The sequence below is a fragment of the Candidatus Paceibacterota bacterium genome, from assembly GCA_016782605.1.
Taxonomy (GTDB): Bacteria; Patescibacteriota; Minisyncoccia; order Minisyncoccales; family RBG-13-42-11; genus BS750m-G71.
The window spans coordinates 34,454-52,101 of sequence record JADHYE010000001.1 but is presented as its reverse complement, the minus strand read 5'-3'; the positions used below and the strand labels follow the sequence as shown (position 1 = coordinate 52,101).

Genomic DNA, 17,648 nt, shown 5'->3' with positions numbered 1-17,648 from the left:
CCCGCCTATATTAATGGCGGGTTTTGGTTTGACGCCTTATTGAAAATTGAATAGTATTAGTACAGAAAGGAGGCATATAAACAGCTATTTTCTAATTTCATATAGGATGGGAGGTAAAATGACAAAGAAATGGCATGTTAAAGGGTATATAGTCGATGAACTGAAATTGTTGATCGATAATTTGGCAAATTTGGGGATACTTGAACTTGGAGAATTTAAATTGAAACATCATGAAGGCGATCCCACAGCTCCGAAATCTCCCTTTAAGATTAATTTAAGAACAAGAGAGTATGGGGGACCTTTAATTCCCGATGCTGTGGAAGCGATTGCCGAAGTTATGTTTCATTTGATTAAAGGAGAAAGATTTCAGTTCGATTTGGTAGCTGGTGTTCCTCAGGCTGGCGAACCTTTCGCCGAGGCAATTTCACGATTATCAGGAAAGCCCCTTTTGAAATTAAAAAAGGAAGTTATCGATGGCAAACGCAGAATAACTGGCATTGCTGAGGGAAAGTTTTCTCTAGGCCAAGTTGTTTTATTGATTGATGATGTGCTTAGTTTTGGGGAAACCAAAGAAGAGGCGATTTTGGCCATAAGAAAAGCTGGGTTGATTGTTTCTGATTTGGTAATTTTTCTTGATAGAGAGCAGGGTGGCAAAAAAGAAATGGAGCGTCTCGATTGTAGAATCCATTCTGCTATTTCTCTGTGGTTTGTTATCCATCGCTGCCTCGCCAAAGGGAGAATCAGTCGAGAAAAACATGATCAAATTATCGCCTATATAGAATCTACTAGAAAAACCCATTAGATGCGCTTTTTTAAGCTAATTTAGTGGGTTTTTTCTTTGAGTTTTCCCCAGATTTTTGCTTGATTCTAAGGTAAATTTAAGGTAAAATTAAAGAACAGGTATGGTACAAATTGACTTAAAATCGCTTAAAAAACAAGTAGAAAAGGAAATAGACAGTGCAGGAAATGCCGAGCTTTTGAATGAAGTTTTAAAAAAGTATTTAGGAAAGAAAGGAGAGCTTACTTTAGTTTTGCGTTCTTTGGTTAAACTTTCAAAAGACGAAAGAAGAAAAATCGGCAGCGAAGCAAATAAACTAAAGGATTTTTTAAAGGAGAAGATACAAGTAAAAATGGAAGAGGTGCGTTTTACCGGAACCTCTCTCAAAGAATCAGAATGGATTGATATAACTATTCCCGGGAAAAAGCCTTTTTCCGGCCATCTGCATCCTTTAACCTTGACCAAAAGAAAAGTGGAAGAGATTTTCCAATCAATGGGATTTTTAATTGTTGAGGGGCCTGATATGGAAACAGAATGGTATAATTTCGATGCTTTGAATATCCCTAAAGACCATCCTGCCAGAGATGTCTGGGATACTTTCTATCTTAAAAACAAACGTTTGCTTAGAGCTCATACCAGTCCTGTCCAGGTCCGCTATATGGAAAAGAATAATCCACCCTTAAGGATAATTGTTCCGGGAAATGTTTTCAGGCATGAGGCAACAGATTCTTCCCATGAATTTCAATTATTCCAAGTTGAAGGATTGATGGTTGATAGGAATATATCAGTAGCCAATTTGAAAGCCATTGTCGGAGAATTCTTCCGCAGATTTTTTGAGAAAGACGTTAAGTTCCGCTTGAGGCCGGATTATTTTCCTTTTACTGAACCGTCTTTTGATATCGCCATAAGCTGTTTTGTTTGCCAGGGCAAGGGATGTTCTGTTTGCAAAGGTACAGGTTGGTTGGAAGTGGCTGGTGCTGGAATGGTTCATCCTAATGTTTTCAAGAATTCCAAACTCGTTCCTAAAAACTGGCAGGGTTGGGCGTTCGGGTTTGGTTTAGAAAGACTGGCCATGCTTAAATACAAGATTAACGATATCAGGTTGTTTCGTTCGGGAGATTTAAGGTTTTTAAATCAATTTTAATTATGTTGTTTTCATATAATTGGTTACAATCTTTTTTTGATAAAAAATTACCTCAGGCAAAACATTTGTCTGAACTTTTGACAAAACACTTTGCCGAAGTTGAAGAAATTAAGAAAAACGGCAATGATTATATTTTTGACATTGATATCAGGCCGAATAGGGCATCGGATTGCTTTTCTCACATGGGAATTGCCAGGGAAATATCCGCTATTTTAAACTATCAAATTAAGCGTTTTCCTTCGGTAAAAAATACAGCTGGCAAACAAGCTTCTGTTAAAGTGGAAGTCCTGGCAAAGAGCGCTTGTTTAAGATATACTGCCAGACTGGTAAAAGACATTAAAGTCGGGCCTTCTCCCAAATGGCTGAGCGACGAACTGAAGATTTGCGGGTTAGGGCCGATAAACAACATAGTGGATATTGCCAATTATGTGATGTTGGAGACCGGCCAGCCCTTGCACGCTTTTGACGCGGAAAAGCTTGCCGGAGGAAAAATCGTAGTAAGGTTTGCCAAAGATAAAGAAAAGATTGTGACGCTTGAGGACCAGAAATTTAATTTAAGCCCAGATGTTTTGGTTATTGCCGACAGCAATCATCCCATAGCCATTGCCGGCATAAAAGGAGGGAAATCTCCTGAAATTGGCAAATCAACAAAAACAATAGTTTTGGAATCAGCCAACTTCAATCCTCAGGTTATCAGAAAGAGTTCCAAGAAATTGAATCTTAGGACAGACGCTTCTTTGAGATTTGAACACAGTATAGACCCTGGCCTGACAGAACCAGCAATCAACAGGGCAGCTTTTTTGATAGAAGAGATTGCCGGCGGCAAGATGGCTGGTTCAGTGATTGACGTTTATCCTAAAAAAGTTTTAGCCAAAATGATAAAATTGGATTTGGCTTATGTTGAGAGATTATTGGGGATAAAGATATCTTCAATTGAGATTAAGAAAATATTGGAAAGATTGGGTTTTGAAATTAAGAATTCACAGTCAAAGATATTTTACGTTAAAGTGCCGACTTTCAGGCTGGATGTTTCTTTGCCAGAAGACCTGATTGAAGAAATCGGCAGGATTTACGGCTATGATAGAATTCCTTTGGTTTCTCCGATATCATATTTAATACCCGCTAAAAGAAATCTGAATGTTTTCTGGGAAGATTTCGTTAAAAACGTTTTAAAAGAAGCCAGGTTTATTGAGACATATAATTATTCTTTTTTCGGAGAAAAGGAAGCAAAGTTGTTTGGTTACAAAGAAAAAGAACTGGTGCAAGTGGAAAATCCTTTAAACCAGGAATACGAGTATCTCAGAGCCAGTTTAATTCCAGGGCTGTTAAAGAACGTTGAAAAAAACATCAGTAATTTTAATAATTTTAAGATTTTTGAGCTGGGTAAGGTTTTCAAATATCCTTTAATAGAGAAGAGGCAGCTTTCCGGATTGATTCTAGATGAAGAGTTTTATTATTTGAAGGGCGTGGTTGATCTGATTTTTGAAAAATTGGGTATAGGAGACGTTTGGTACGACGAACATCAACCGACTCCCGAACAAAGCAGCCAATCAATCTGGCATGCTCGCAAGTGCGCTGAAATAAAGGTCAATGGTAAGGAAATAGGGTTTTTGGGTGAGATTTCTCCTAAAATCCTCAGTGTTTTGGGAATTAAAAACAAAGTGATTCTCTTTGATATCGATTTTGAAAAACTATCACAATTATCTTCTGAAGAACAGGAGTACCGGCCGATTTCCAAATTTCCTTCAGCTATCAGGGATATAGCTGTTCTGGTTCCTAAAGACGTGAAAGTGGCTGAAATTTTGAATAAAATTTATGAAGCTGGTGGAAAGGCAGTACGGAATGTTGAATTATTTGATCTTTACGAGGGCATGGAAATGCCAGAGGGCAAAAAGAATTTGGCCTTTCATATAATTTACCAAGCTGAGGACAGGACTCTTTCCTCTTCTGAAATTGATTCTTTGCAGAGAAAAGTTATTAAATCCTTGGAAAAAGAGCAAGGATGGAAAGTTAGAAAATAATTTTAAAAAATGCCCCGTAATACAACTTCCAGTAAGGTGCGTTCTAAACAAACGCCGGGCATAACTCAAATGGTTGTAAATATGAAATTATTATCAAATAACCGCTTACAGGCTAAAACGCACCTAACGGCGTTTGGTTCTGGAAGTTGATATACGGGGTATGCTACAAAAACCTAAAAAAACTGAAAAAGATTATACTGCCAAAGACATTTATGTTTTGGAAGGCCTTGATCCTGTCAGGAAAAGGCCCGGCATGTATATCGGTTCAACCGGTCCAGAGGGACTTCATCATTTGATTTGGGAATGCATTGATAACAGTTTGGATGAGGCAATGGCCGGGCATGCAAAAAACATTGAAGTTATTCTTTCGCCAGGCAACAAAGTGAAGACAACTGACGATGGCAGGGGAATTCCGGTTGAAAGGCACTGGCAAACTAAAAAATCAGCTTTGGAAACCGTAATGACAACATTGCATGCCGGAGCTAAATTCGGAGGCAAAGCTTACCAGGTGGCTGGCGGTTTGCACGGCGTGGGAGTTTCCGTGGTCTGCGCGCTTTCAAAATGGATGAGGGTTGAAGTCTGCCGAGATAACATTAGGTATTGCCAGGAATATGCCAAAGGAAAGCCTAAAACAGCCGTTAAAAAAGACGGCAAATGCAGGCAGACAGGCACCACGGTTTACTTTGAACCGGATCCTGAGATATTCAGCGAAATCAAATTCGATTTTAATAAGATTCTGAAACATCTCAGGCAGCAGGCTTACCTGACAAAAAAGATAAGAATCACTGCCATTGACCAAAGGGAAAAACCGGAAAAGTTCTACGCTTTTTATTTTGAGGGCGGACTGTCTTCATACGTCAAATATCTGACCAGAGACGTGGTTAAGCGCCATCCCAATATCTATTACGGTATCGGGGAAAAAGAAGGAATTCTGGTTGAGGCAGCTTTCCAATATACTGAAGAATATGAATGTTTTGAAGAAAGTTTTGCCAATAACATTTTTACCGGAGAGGGGGGAAATCACTTGACCGGCTTTAGAACCGCTTTAACCAGGACTTTTAACGATTACGCCAAAAAGAACGGCATTCTTAAAGAAAGCGATGAGAATTTGTCGGGTGAAGACGTCAGAGAGGGATTTACCGGCGTGGTTTCCGTAAAAATCAAAGAGCCGCAATTTGAAGGACAGACCAAAGCAAAGTTAGGTAATCCTGAGGCCAAAACAGCAGTGGAAGCAGTTGTTTCGGAAACCCTGACTGATTTTTTGGAAAGGAATCCGCAGGATGCCCGGGCGATTATTGAAAAATGTATTCTTTCTTCAAAAGCCAGGAAAGCAGCTAGGGTGGCGCGTGAGACTGTTTTGCGCAAGGGAGCATTAGAGGGATTGGCTTTGCCGGGCAAATTGGCTGACTGCAGTTCTCGAAATCCCGAAGACTCAGAACTTTACATAGTTGAGGGTGAGTCAGCTGGCGGCAGTTCTCGCCAGGCTAGGGACAGAAGATTCCAGGCTATTCTGCCTTTAAGGGGAAAGATATTGAATGTTGAGCGCGCCCGTCTGGACAAGATGCTTTCTTCCAAAGAGATAAAATCATTGATCATTGCTTTGGGTACGGCAGTGGCTGATGATTTTAAAATTGAAAAGGCCAGATACCACCGCATTATTATAATGACTGATGCTGATGTTGACGGTTCCCATATAAGAACTCTTCTTTTAACTCTTTTTTACCGCTATTTCAAGCTGCTGATTGAAAAAGGCTTCATATATATTGCTCAGCCTCCTCTTTACCGTTTACAGTCAGGCAAAAAGATAGAATATGCATATACCGAAGAGGAAAAAGACAAGGTTTTAATGAAATTGAAGAAAGAGAAAATCTTGAATGTTTCGATACAAAGATACAAGGGTTTGGGAGAAATGAATCCGGATCAGCTTTGGGAAACCACCATGAATCCTGAAAAAAGGACTTTATTAAGGGTAGATATTGAAGATGTCAAGGAAGCTGACAGAATTTTCGATATCTTGATGGGAGATGAAGTGCTGCCCCGAAAGAAATTCATCCAGACGCATGCCAAAGGCGTTAAGAATTTAGACATTTAGAAACCTTGACCCCGCACCACTTTGATGCAACTTAAATCTCATTAGTTGTTTCAAAATATTAAAAAGAAGATTTCTTCTGCAAAGTGGTGCGGGGTTGACATCTAGTTTGTTTTCGGCTAAGTTTAACTTGTGGCCGTTAGGCCGTTTTTTAGACTCAAAAACATGGGAAAAATTATTAATAAACTTATTACTTTTTTAAAAGAAGTAAGATTGGAGATGAGGAAGGTTAATTGGCCGACCAGAGAAACGACCATAAGATACACTTTGATTGTGGTCGGTGTTTCAGCGGTTGTCGCTGCCTATTTGGGAGGGCTTGACGTTTTGTTTACCACTTTGCTGGAGAAGTTTGTTTTTTAAATTATATGCCAAAACAGCAAATCAGCACAGAAAAAAATTGGTATGTTCTCCATACTTATTCCGGGTATGAGGACGCTGTGGCCAAAGCTTTAAAGCAAAGGGTTGAATCTTTGGGCATGGAAGACAAGATATTCAACGTCATCGTTCCCAAAGAGAAAAAGATTAAGATTAAGAACGGCAAAAGAAAAACGATAGAAGAAAAGATTTATCCTGGCTACGTTTTGGTGGAAATGATCGTGACCGATGATTCCTGGTACGTGGTTAGAAACACGCCTAATGTTACTGGTTTTGTCGGAGCAGGCACAACACCAGTGCCAGTTTCCGTAGAAGAGATTGAAACTTTAAAGAAGCGTATTGCCGGAGATGAGCCGCATTTCAAGATAGAAGCCAAGCCAGGGGATTTGGTTAAAATTATTGACGGCCCATTCAAGGATTTTGACGGAAAGGTTTCAGAGGTTGACCAGGAGAGGGGAAAGGTAAAGGTATTGGTTAATATGTTTGGCAGAGATACTCCCGTTGAACTGGATTCTTTACAGATAAAGAAACTATAAGGGGTGCTCGGCAACTAAGTTTTGAAAGTACCGCTTCTCAAAATCCCTGCGAGATTTTGGGAGTTGCGCTCTCAGCCTATTTTCGCTTCCGGCGAACCATGCAAATAGGCTTCCGAGAGCTACTTTAAAACTTGTTGCCTCGCTTGAACAATTAATAATTAACGTAATAGTATCCCATATCGGAGATGGGTCGGAAGAACCATCAGGTTCTTCCGTATAGGAAAACAGGATTTCCGCCGATGAGGTGGAAAACGTTAGAAGGCAAGCTTCCGTTCACGGAAGCGCAGACCGAAATGAAGCTTTAGCTTCATTGAGCACCGAGAGTGGTCAAAGAGATAAATCTTTTTTCCCGCCTCACTGCGTTCGTCTTCTAAAGAGCGGCAGTAGCACATTCGCCGAAGGCAATATATTAATATATAATATGCGCGAGCCGCGACTTAATTAGGTATTACCACTATGGCAAAAAAAGTAAAAGCAATCGTAAAACTTCAAATTAAAGCAGCTCTGGCGACTCCGGCTCCTCCGGTCGGTCCTGTTTTGGCTCAATACGGAGTGAACATATCCGAGTTCTGCCAGAGGTTCAACGATGCGACCAAAAACAACCAGGGTTTCGTTATTCCGGTTGAAATCACGGTTTTTGAGGACAGAACCTATACTTTTATCTTGAAGCAGCCGCCAGCTTCCGAATTATTGAAAAAAGCAGCTGGCATTGAAAAGGGCTCTGGCACTCCCAATAAAACTAAAGTGGCCAAGATTTCAAGGGCACAATTGAAAGAAATAGCTTTGAAAAAGATGCCTGATTTGAACGCAGATGACATCGAACAGGCAATGAAAATAATTGAGGGTACGGCTAAGAACATGGGCATTACCATTGAGTGATACTTGTATTTTATGAGAAATAAAAATCTCATTATTCATATTCCTGTAATCCATAAGGGTTATTTAGATTTTTTTAAAAAAAAATTAGATAGAATTTCTAATATATATATCATTGATGAAACTTTTCAAAAAGAACTTTCTGATATTAAACAGGATATTGCTTCTTTAGATGTAAATACAGTGAAGGATTTATTAGAAAAATTCGATTTTAAAAATGTTTCAATTCTTTCCAAAAACAGCATTGGAGAGCTGAAGGGCAAAGAAATCATTCTTATCCAAGACGAAATTTCCCGAAATTTGGAAGAAAAATATTTAAAAGGAGAAAACATAGAATGGGAATCAGTTTTTCTTCGATGGGATAAGGAAAAAGTTGTGGCCGATTTACCGATAGACGATATTAAGGTTTCGACGGATAATTTTGACATAGAAATAATGAAAGAAGCTTATAAAGAAGCTCAAAAAAGTAGTGATTGGTGGCGTCAAATTGGAGCGGTCTTGCTAAAGAATAAAAAAATAATAGCTCGTTCTTATAACCAAGGGGTACCAAACGATAGTACTCCTTATCAGGTTGGCTCAGTAAGAGATTTTTTTCAAGCCGGGGAGAAACAAGATTTTTCTCCAACTATTCATGCCGAGCAAAAACTTATTTCCGAATCCGCTAAAAACGGAATTAAATTAGAGGGTTTATTTCTTTATCTTACTCATTTTCCCTGTTCATTGTGTGCAAAACTTATTGCTTGGGCTGGGATTAAGGAAGTCTATTTTTCTGAAGGAGCTTCAAATCTTGATGGGAGAAAAACCTTAGAGGCAGCTGGGGTCGAAATTATACATATTCCTCAAAATCTTTTACAATAAAAAATCATGAAGCAGTATTTAGATTTATTAAAATATGTTTTAGAAAATGGAGAAAGAAAAAACGACCCACAAGGCATAGGGAATATTGCTGTTTGTGGTTATCAGATGCGATTTAAAATGGATGATGGTTTCCCTTTACTTACCACAAAAAAGATGTCCTTAAAATCAATTATTTATGAATTATTATGGTTTTTACGAGGAGATACCAATGTAAAGTATTTGCAAGACCATGGAGTGACAATTTGGGATGAGTGGGCAATGCCAGAGGCTACGGCTAAGTATAATTTGCCTCCTGGTGAACTGGGTCCGATTTACGGCGAGAAATGGCGTTGTTGGAAAACTCGAGACGGTAGAGTAATTGACCAAATATCAAATGTTATTGAAGAGCTTAAAAATTTTCCTGATTCCCGACGTTTAGTTGTTACCTCTTGGGATCCGGAAGATGTTGATAAAGTTTTTGTTGCTCCTTGCCACTGTTTTTTTAAATTTTTTCACGTACAGGGAAAATTATCTTTGCATCTTTTTCAGCGGAGCTGCGACGTTTTCCTTGGTATCCCCTTTAATATCGCTTCTTATTCTTTATTGTTGATGATGATGGCACAGGTTACTGGATTAAAAGCCTATGAATTTGTGCATACCTTATCTGACACCCATCTTTATCTCAACCATATTGAACAAGTTAAACTTCAATTAACCCGCGAACCCAGACCTTTACCTAAAATGATTCTTAACCCTAAAATAAAAAACATCTTTGATTTTGATTATGAAAATTTTCAACTTGAGGGATATAATCCTTATCCACCGATTAAAGGGGAGATAGCTGTTTGAATTTATCCTATAGGAAAATTCACTGTTTTTGCGTATTTTGTTTTTTTATCTATTTTTGGTGAAATTAAGTGGAAGTGAATATGAGTAACGGAAGCTCCAGTAAAATCCGTATTGCCAAATCTTATCGCCAATCCACCTCCTTTAATTTTGTATTTTTTAATTGCCCAGCGAGTTAAGTAAGCTACAGATTCTAAATCTTTTTTTGTTAATTCTTGAAATTTTTCTTTATGTTTTTTCCCCAAGATAATAAGATGGCAACTGGTATTTTTATAGGGCCAGCTATCATTTGTTAAAAACCAATCTTCCTTTCGTTTGAAGATTGGTTTTTTGTGATATTTGAAATTTTCTGGGCAGAAAGGACATTCGCCCTTTAGGGCTATTTCCTTTATTACTTTTCGATATTCTCCGCGTCTTGCATTTTTTATATTAACAAACTTTTTCATTTTCCTTTCTTTGTTATATTAGAGAGCATTACTTCTAAATGTTTTTTTATCATTCTTTCTATAATTTGTGTAGTCGAAGTGTTTTCTGCCTGTCTTGGCAAAATTAAAACATTATCAACGTGTAGCCCAATATCTTTAATTTGTTCTTCTGGGTAGCTGTCCGTGGTTGTGACAAAAAGATGGGGTTTTATTGTCTTTATTAATTCATACTGCCATTCGCCGTTATCATCTATATCCTCTATCAAGGTAACGTAGTCAACACAGTCTTGATAACTAAGCATTTCCATTCTTTCTTCTTGGGGGATAACAGGTCTCAACTCATTCTTTTTATACAACTTTATTCCCCTATCATTATCCACTCCTACAACGAGCACATCGCCTTGTCCCTTCGCTTTAATAAGATAACGCAAGTGCCCTATATGAAGCATATCCCAGGAACCAACAGTGCAGATAATTTTATGCTCTAAAGTTTTGTGGGCATCAACAACCCTTTTAAGCTCTGAATAGTTTAATATAATGCATTTGTGTTTTTTATTCATAATAAGAATTTAATCTAAATTTAAAAAATAAGATTTTTAACGTTGTATATTTTCTAACCTTAGGATATAATATCATATAATGAAAAAAAAGGACAAGTGTCTAATTTCAATAATTGCAGCCGTAGGTAATAATTGGGTAGTTGGTATCAAAAATAAGTTGCCTTGGAATTTGCCGGCCGATATGAAACATTTTCGTCAACTGACTATGGGGAAACCAGTAATTATGGGGCAAAAAACTTTTGAATCCATCGGTAAGCCGTTACCAGGGCGGACTAATATTATTTTAACTTTGGATAAAAATTTTATTCCACCTGATTGCTTAGTTACTCATTCAATAGAAGGGGCGTTAGAAGCTGCCAAAAATTTTGATGAGGTAATGATTTGTGGCGGAGTGTCAATTTATCGTCAATTTTTACTATTAGCCGATAGAATGTATCTAACTTTAATTGAGGGAGAGTTCGAAGCTGATGCTTATTTCCCAGAATTTGATTGGAATGATTGGATAGAAATTGGAAGAATTGAAAATAACCCTGATAAAGATAATTCTTATAAATATAACTTTGTAACCTTGGAAAGAAAAATTCGAGAAAAATCTTAAAAAATTAGGGAAGTGAAATGAAGCTTTTAAAATCAGATTCTAAAATATATAACTTGGTTAAAAAGGAGATTTTGCGCCAGAAACAGGGCCTTGTTTTGATTCCCTCGGAAAATTACGCCAGTCCTGAGGTCTTGTCTGTTATGGGCACGCCTTTGAGCAATAAATATTCTGAAGGTTATCCATATAAAAGGTATTACAGCGGCAATGAATTCATTGATGAGGTTGAACAGACAGCCATAGAAAGGGCCAAGAAGTTGTTTGGGGCAGAACATGCCAATGTTCAGCCCCATTCTGGTTCCCAGGCGAATGCAGCCGTTTATTTAGCGTTGTTGGACTATAAGGATAGAGTACTGGGCATTGATTTGTCGGCTGGTGGTCATCTGACGCACGGCTCGCCGGTTAATTTTTCCGGAAAATTGTATAATTTTTCCCATTACGGGGTTGATCGGGAAACGGAAAAGATTGATTTGAAAGAAGTGAAAAAAATAGCTTTAAAGTTCAAGCCGAAATTAATCATTGTCAGCACAACCTCATATTCAAGAACTCTTGATTTTAAAGCGTTCAGGAAGATTGCTGATAAAGCTAAAGCATATTTAATGGCTGATATCGCTCATATCGCCGGTTTGGTTATTGCTGGTGTTCATCCCAATCCTTTCCCCTGGTGCGATATCGTGACAACGACTACTCATAAAACTCTTAGGGGCCCTCGCGGAGGACTGATTCTTTGCAAAATTAAAGACAGATTTAATCTTAAGAGCAAATTAAATTTAGCGCAAAAAATCGACAAAGCTGTTTTTCCTGGTATCCAGGGTGGGCCGATGGAACATGTTATTGCTGCTAAAGCTGTTTGCTTTTTGGAAGCAATGAAACCCTCTTTTAGGAAGTACCAAAAACAGATTATTCTGAATGCCAAAGCCATGGCTGATGAATTCCAGAAGCAGGGAATCAGGGTAATCAGCGGGGGAACAGATAATCATTTGATGGTAATAGACGTTTCTCCTTTTAGCGTTGGCTCGAAGGAAATTCAGAACGAATTGGATAAGGTTGGCATTTACGTTAACAGAAGCGCCATTCCTTTTGATAAAAAACCTCCTTATTTTCCTTCGGGTATTAGGTTGGGAACGCCGGCAATCACCACTAGGGGCTTGGAAGAGAAAGAATCAAGGGAGATTACTCGCCTTATCGTCAAGCTTATTAAAAATATTGATAGCCGGAAAATTAAAAATTTGATTAAGAGCGAGGTGGAAAGAATAACCAAGAAGTTTCCCATTTACGATGAGTTCAAATTTTAAACTCATCTAAGATTTTAATAAATCTTCAATTTATGATAATTTTCGATGGTAAAAAGAAAGCGGATAAAATCTTGTCGGATTTGAAAAAAAGAATCAGGAAAGAAAGAATGAAATTAAAGCTGGCGGTAATTTCAGTCGGAAAAGATCCTGCTTCAGAGCTTTTTATTAGGAACAAAAAAAGGGCGGCTGAAGAAGTGGGTATTGGAATTCTCTATTCTAAATTTAACAGCAAAGTTAAGGAAAAAGAGATTGTGCGGCAGATTGAAGCATTGAATAAAGATAAAGACGTTGCAGGAATCATTGTCCAATTGCCATTACCCTCTAAGTTAAAAGCAAGGAAGATTACAGAAAAGATAGATTTTCACAAAGATGTTGACGGTTTCCAGAAGAAAACACATTTTTCTTCTCCTTTGATTTCGGCCATTCTTATCGCCTTAAAAGATTCATCCAAAAACCTTAAAGGTAAAAAGATTATTGCTTTGGTTAATTCTGATTTTTTCGGCAATGTTCTAAAATCTTCTCTTATAAAAGAGAGAATTAAAATTAGTTATCTTAAAAACAGGAAAAGCCCTGAGATTAAATCAGCTGATATTGTTATTTCAGCTTGTGGATTTCCTAATTATATAAAAGGGGATATGATTAAAAAAGGTGTTGTTTTGATTGATGGAGGCATTGTTGTTTTGAAGAATAAAAAAGTAGTAGGGGATGTGGACAGAAAAAGCGTAGCTGGCAAAGCTGATTTTTTAACACCAGTGCCAGGAGGCTTGGGCCCCTTAACAGTCGCCTTATTATTAAAAAACGTTTATTATGCAGCCAAACACAGCTAAATTAATAGACCAGACATTTCTTAAAAAAGGAGCTTTAGAACAGGAGATTAAGAAGGTTTGCCAGGAAACAAGAGAATACGGTTTCCGGGGACTTTGCGTTTATCCAGAACACACCAAATTAGCCAAAGAATCATTGTTAGACAGCGATGTTAAGGTTACCACTTTGATTGATGAGCCAACAGGAGCCAGCCCTCATGAAATCAGGATGAAAAAGGTTTTGAGAGCTAAAGAAGATTGGTCTGACGAGGTTGACGTGGTAATGAAGATAGATGATTTCAAGAACGGTAAATATGACGAGGTTTTGTCTGATTTGAAAGAGATTTGTGCTGTTTTGCCGACAAAAGTGATAATCGGCTCTGGCTATTTGACTGACGAGGAAATTAAAAAAGCTTCAGAGATTGTCAAGGAAGCTAGGGCAATTTGTGTTAAGACAGCCACGGTTGAAGATCCTTTAGACCATTCAGAACTAGCTGAAAAAGCAAAGCACGTCAGGATAATGCGCGAATCAGCTCCCGGCATACTGGTTAAAGTAGCAGGCTTTATTAGGACTCTTGCTGATTTGGAAATGATGATTAAAGCTGGAGCTGATATTATCGGCACTAGTTCCGGAGTGGAAATAGTTAATGAAGAAAAAGGAAAAGATATTTCAGCCAAAGAAGATTGGAGAAAAACTGAGTAAATCTATGTATAAGCCGACAATCGGTCTTGAAATACACATTGAATTAAAAACCAAAACTAAGATGTTTTGTGGTTGTTTAAATGATCCAGATGAAAAACAGCCCAATGTTAATGTTTGTCCTGTTTGTATGGGTCATCCTGGTACTTTGCCGGTCATTAACGAGGAAGCTGTAAAAAAGGTGATAAAGACTGGTTTAGCTTTAAACTGTCAGATTGCCGAATATTCAAAATTTGAGCGAAAAAGTTATTTTTATCCTGATTTACCAAAGGGTTATCAGATCTCTCAATGGCATCAGCCTTTCTGTAAAGAAGGATTTTTAGAAATTGGGGGGAAAAAAATAAAAATCAGAAGGATTCATCTGGAAGAAGATACGGGTAAGCTTTTACATCCTCAAGGAGCTGATTATTCTCTGGTTGATTTTAACAGAGCCGGCATTCCTTTGATGGAGTTAGTGACAGAACCTGATATTTCTTCAGCCAAAGAAGCAAAGGAATTTGCCGAAGAGCTTCATTTAATCGTGCATTATTTGGATATTTCTGATGCTGATATGGAAAAGGGACAGATGAGGGTGGAAGTGAATATTTCTGTAACCAAGGGAAAGGAATTGGGGACAAAAGTTGAGATTAAAAACCTCAATTCTTTCAGGTCAGTAGAACACTCAATTGATTATGAGATTAAAAGGCAGATTGATTTATTAAATAAAGGAGAAAAGATTATCCAAGAAACTAGGGGATGGGACGATATTAAAGAAGTAACCTTTAGTCAAAGGCAGAAAGAAGAAGCTCATGATTATCGATATTTTCCAGAGCCCGACTTACCGCCTCTGCATTTTACTAAAAAGGAAATAGAAGAGATTAGAGATGAAATTCCCGAACTTCCTCAGAAAAGAAAGGAAAGATTATTAAAAGAATACGGATTGGATAAAAATAGCGTTAATATTTTCGTATACAATAAGAATTTAGGGGAATATTTTGAGGGAGTTATTCAAGAAATTAAAGCTTCCGTTTCAAAAAAGGAATTAGTAAAAGCAATTAAGCGAGCTACTAATTATCTGATTACTGACTTACCAGGACTAATGAAGAAAAATAATATTCCGAATAGGCCTTCACTGGAGCTTTTTGCTAAATTTATTATTTCCATTCCCGAAGATAAAATTTCAAGCAAGGGAGCAAAGATGGTTTTGGAGGAGATGTTAAAAAATAGGAAAGACCCTTCGCAGATTATACAAGAGGAAGGTTTGGTTCAAATTAGCGATGAAGCTGAAATTGAGAAGATTATTAAAGAAGTAATTTCTGAAAACCAAAAAGTAGTTCAAGATTATCAAGGGGGCAAAGAAAGTGTCCTTCAGTTTTTAGTCGGCCAAGTTATGGCAAAATCAAAGGGAAAAGCCAATCCCCAGACAGTTAATAAGCTTCTCAAAGCTATATTGACACGGTAGTGAATTTTGGACAAAGCCACGCTTTCTTTTATTCGCCTTCGGCGAATGAGTCCAAAACCTACTACCGGGTTGACAAAGTAGAAAAAAGTAGTATAATTTAATATATAAGGAGGTGGTATTCGTGCCACAAAATCTTAAAGTGGGCGGTTTGGCAACATTCCGCCGTATGTTCACCGATGCCCATCCACAAATCGGAGAAGTAGTTTTCATCGGCCTTGAGTCGGTTATTGTAAAGACCGGAATCCCAGGGATAACCGATGAAATTAATCTTTTTGTACCTACTAATCAGATTTGTCAGGTTTTATAGAACCAGACATCTGGGTAGATGAACATCGGAGGGCTAAGTATCAAGTATAAAACTTAGCCCTTTAAATTTGGATAATAAATATATTTTTATATAAATTCTTTTATCAATTTTTCAACTTCAGAATAGTTTTTAATCCAGTTAATACGTTTATCTCTTTTAAACCAGGTCATTTGGCGTTTAACAAACTGTTCGCTTTCTTTCTGTATGCGTTCTACCACTTCTTCATAGTTTATCTTATTCTGGAGATATTGAGCGATAAAGCGGTATTCCAGGCCAAATTCTTCCAGTCTTTGCCAAGAGATTCCTGATTTATGGAGTTTCTTTGTCTCCTCAATCATTCCTTGTTTTAATCTTTTTGAGAGTCTTTTTTGTATTAGTTTTTTTAGTTCTTCTTTTTCTTTTTGAATGCCGATAATCAAAACAGGATAGGCTAGGGGATTCTTTTTTAAAGAAGGAATAGGTTTTTTTGTTTTAATCGCTATCTCCAAAGCTCTAATCAGTCTTCTTCTGTTGTTTTTATCAATGTTTTTCGCCCTTTCTTTGTCCAGTTTTTTTAATTCTTTGAATAACTCTTCAGTTGTAAACTTTTCAAGTTTTATTCTTAAGGTATAATCTGGTTTTACTTCTGGAATAGCTATACCGTCGATTACTGCTTGAATGTAAAAGCCGCTTCCGCCGCATAAAATTGGGATTTTTCCTTTCTTTAAAACTTTGTTTATTGCTTTTTTTGCTAATATTTGATATTGGCTGACCGTGAATCTTTTTTTGGGTGAAGCAACGTTTAGCAGGTGGTGGGGGATGCCTTTCATTTCTTTTTTGGTTATCTTGCCGCTGCCAATATCCATTCCCTTGTAGACTTGCCTAGAATCAGCAGATATGACTTCAGCTTTGATTTTTCTGGCTATTTTAACGGCCAAATCCGACTTGCCGGAAGCCGTCGGTCCCAATATGACGATTAGTTTATTTTCCATGCTTTTTTTAAAATTTCTCTTAAAATGGTTTCTCTTTTCTTTTTTTCTGACAGGGAGATGTCATCTTTTAATTTAAAGGCAGCGGTGCCTGGACGAGGAGAGTATTTTGAAATATAGGCCCAGTTAAATTTAATCTCTTTAAACAGTTTTACCGTATCTTGGAACTGTTTTTTGGTTTCTCCTGGAAAGCCGACGATAATATCGGTAGATAACTTTATTTTCGGTATCTTTTTCTTTATTTTTTCTATTAGCTTTCTATATTCTTTGGCCGTATAATTACGGTTCATTTTCTTTAATATCTGGTCATTTCCCGATTGGACGGGTATGTTAAGGTAATTGCCGAATTTCTGGCAGCGATCTAAAGACTCAATCAATTCGTCGGAAAAGTTCTTGGGATGGGGAGATGTGAAGAGAATCCTAAAGTTTCCTGGAATGTCATTTATCAGATCCAAAAGCCTGGCAAAATTTATTGTTTTATTCGTTGGCGAATGATAATCGTTAACGTTCTGCCCCAAAAGCCAGATTTCCCTTGCCCCGTTAGAAATCGCATTTCTAATGGGGTTTAATCCTTTTTTAATAAAACTTTTAGCTTCTTTCAGTATTTCTTTATGGCTTCGGCAGTTCAAAGCGCCTCTGGTATATGGGACAACGCAGTAAGTACAGGCATTATTGCAGCCGTTGGAAATTGGCACGAAAGCTAAGGACTTGTTTTGACATTTGGCTTTTTCTTTGAAATGGTTCTTATTGCTCCAAATTTCATCGAAAAACTTTTCAAACTTTCTTTTGTCTTTTTTAAGAATACAGCCAGTAAGAATAGTTTTAAGTTTTGGATTTTTTACTTTAATCTTTTTCAAATTGTTGATTTTACCATAGACCCTATCGACTGCTGACTGTCTGACAGAGCACATGTTAATTAAAACCAGATTGGCTTTGTTTGAGTCTTTTGTCGGCTTATAGCCCTTCTTTTCTAATGTCGTGGCAATTCTTTCTGAATCCGCTTTATTCATCTGGCAACCGAAAGTGATGATTTGGTACTTTAGCATATCTTT

The 17,648-nt window shown here is 37.5% G+C and carries 19 protein-coding genes; 15 read left to right on the top strand and 4 right to left on the bottom strand.

From position 1 onward, the window contains the following. Window positions 1-118 precede the first annotated feature (118 nt). The 9 genes from ISS83_00305 (at window position 119) to ISS83_00265 (ending at window position 9,505) form a co-directional block, all read left to right on the top strand. Entirely contained in the window at window positions 119-802 is a 684-nt protein-coding gene (locus tag ISS83_00305) for a hypothetical protein (GenBank protein ID MBL7142100.1), read from the top strand. Between the two features lie 100 nt (window positions 803-902). Next, window positions 903-1,922 carry a phenylalanine--tRNA ligase subunit alpha gene (gene pheS, locus ISS83_00300; protein MBL7142099.1) on the top strand — a complete coding sequence of 340 codons (1,020 nt, stop codon included), beginning with the start codon at window positions 903-905 and terminating at the stop codon, window positions 1,920-1,922. Between the two features lie 2 nt (window positions 1,923-1,924). Next, window positions 1,925-3,943, top strand: coding sequence for a phenylalanine--tRNA ligase subunit beta (locus tag ISS83_00295; GenBank protein MBL7142098.1), 2,019 nt, complete (start codon window positions 1,925-1,927; stop codon window positions 3,941-3,943). A gap of 160 nt (window positions 3,944-4,103) precedes the next feature. Continuing rightward, window positions 4,104-6,035, top strand: coding sequence for a DNA topoisomerase (ATP-hydrolyzing) subunit B (gene gyrB / locus ISS83_00290; protein ID MBL7142097.1), 1,932 nt, complete (start codon window positions 4,104-4,106; stop codon window positions 6,033-6,035). Window positions 6,036-6,197: 162 nt separating this feature from the next. Continuing rightward, on the top strand, window positions 6,198-6,392 hold the full coding sequence (secE, locus tag ISS83_00285) for a preprotein translocase subunit SecE (GenBank protein ID MBL7142096.1): 195 nt from the start codon (window positions 6,198-6,200) through the stop codon (window positions 6,390-6,392). Between the two features lie 5 nt (window positions 6,393-6,397). Beyond that, window positions 6,398-6,943 carry a transcription termination/antitermination protein NusG gene (gene nusG / locus ISS83_00280; GenBank protein MBL7142095.1) on the top strand — a complete coding sequence of 182 codons (546 nt, stop codon included), beginning with the start codon at window positions 6,398-6,400 and terminating at the stop codon, window positions 6,941-6,943. Between the two features lie 456 nt (window positions 6,944-7,399). After that, the gene (gene rplK / locus ISS83_00275) at window positions 7,400-7,822 is read left to right on the top strand and encodes a 50S ribosomal protein L11 (GenBank protein MBL7142094.1); all 423 of its coding nucleotides are present in this window, start codon (window positions 7,400-7,402) and stop codon (window positions 7,820-7,822) included. 12 nt (window positions 7,823-7,834) lie between these two features. Then, a complete protein-coding gene (locus ISS83_00270) occupies window positions 7,835-8,677 on the top strand; it encodes a hypothetical protein (protein MBL7142093.1) in 843 nt (280 codons plus the stop codon). 6 nt (window positions 8,678-8,683) lie between these two features. Then, window positions 8,684-9,505 (top strand): thymidylate synthase, encoded by an 822-nt coding sequence (locus ISS83_00265; protein ID MBL7142092.1) that lies wholly within the window; start codon window positions 8,684-8,686, stop codon window positions 9,503-9,505. A gap of 2 nt (window positions 9,506-9,507) precedes the next feature. Here ISS83_00265 and ISS83_00260 read toward each other — a convergent pair whose 3' ends face one another. Then, entirely contained in the window at window positions 9,508-9,948 is a 441-nt protein-coding gene (locus ISS83_00260) for an HIT domain-containing protein (protein ID MBL7142091.1), read from the bottom strand. Beyond that, window positions 9,945-10,487, bottom strand: coding sequence for an adenylyltransferase/cytidyltransferase family protein (locus ISS83_00255; GenBank protein ID MBL7142090.1), 543 nt, complete (start codon window positions 10,485-10,487; stop codon window positions 9,945-9,947). Before ISS83_00255 ends, ISS83_00260 begins: the two co-directional genes overlap by 4 nt. Window positions 10,488-10,566: 79 nt before the next feature. Here ISS83_00255 and ISS83_00250 point away from each other — a divergent pair, with 79 nt between their 5' ends. The 6 genes from ISS83_00250 to ISS83_00225 all read left to right on the top strand — a co-directional run bounded on the left by ISS83_00250 (window position 10,567) and on the right by ISS83_00225 (window position 15,628). After that, the gene (locus tag ISS83_00250) at window positions 10,567-11,085 is read left to right on the top strand and encodes a dihydrofolate reductase (GenBank protein MBL7142089.1); all 519 of its coding nucleotides are present in this window, start codon (window positions 10,567-10,569) and stop codon (window positions 11,083-11,085) included. A gap of 17 nt (window positions 11,086-11,102) precedes the next feature. Beyond that, window positions 11,103-12,377 (top strand): serine hydroxymethyltransferase, encoded by a 1,275-nt coding sequence (locus tag ISS83_00245; GenBank protein ID MBL7142088.1) that lies wholly within the window; start codon window positions 11,103-11,105, stop codon window positions 12,375-12,377. 32 nt (window positions 12,378-12,409) lie between these two features. Further along, window positions 12,410-13,204 carry a bifunctional 5,10-methylenetetrahydrofolate dehydrogenase/5,10-methenyltetrahydrofolate cyclohydrolase gene (locus ISS83_00240; GenBank protein MBL7142087.1) on the top strand — a complete coding sequence of 265 codons (795 nt, stop codon included), beginning with the start codon at window positions 12,410-12,412 and terminating at the stop codon, window positions 13,202-13,204. Beyond that, window positions 13,185-13,883, top strand: a complete 699-nt coding sequence (deoC, locus tag ISS83_00235; protein ID MBL7142086.1) for a deoxyribose-phosphate aldolase — start codon at window positions 13,185-13,187, stop codon at window positions 13,881-13,883. Before ISS83_00240 ends, deoC begins: the two co-directional genes overlap by 20 nt. Before the next feature lie 4 nt (window positions 13,884-13,887). After that, entirely contained in the window at window positions 13,888-15,321 is a 1,434-nt protein-coding gene (gene gatB / locus ISS83_00230; GenBank protein MBL7142085.1) for an Asp-tRNA(Asn)/Glu-tRNA(Gln) amidotransferase subunit GatB, read from the top strand. 121 nt (window positions 15,322-15,442) lie between these two features. Further along, window positions 15,443-15,628 carry a hypothetical protein gene (locus ISS83_00225; GenBank protein MBL7142084.1) on the top strand — a complete coding sequence of 62 codons (186 nt, stop codon included), beginning with the start codon at window positions 15,443-15,445 and terminating at the stop codon, window positions 15,626-15,628. 86 nt (window positions 15,629-15,714) lie between these two features. Here the strand turns inward: ISS83_00225 and miaA are convergent, their stop codons facing one another. Both miaA and ISS83_00215 read right to left on the bottom strand, forming a co-directional pair. After that, the gene (gene miaA, locus ISS83_00220; GenBank protein ID MBL7142083.1) at window positions 15,715-16,599 is read right to left on the bottom strand and encodes a tRNA (adenosine(37)-N6)-dimethylallyltransferase MiaA; all 885 of its coding nucleotides are present in this window, start codon (window positions 16,597-16,599) and stop codon (window positions 15,715-15,717) included. Then, a complete protein-coding gene (locus ISS83_00215) occupies window positions 16,584-17,642 on the bottom strand; it encodes a MiaB/RimO family radical SAM methylthiotransferase (protein ID MBL7142082.1) in 1,059 nt (352 codons plus the stop codon). Before ISS83_00215 ends, miaA begins: the two co-directional genes overlap by 16 nt. Window positions 17,643-17,648: the final 6 nt, after the last annotated feature.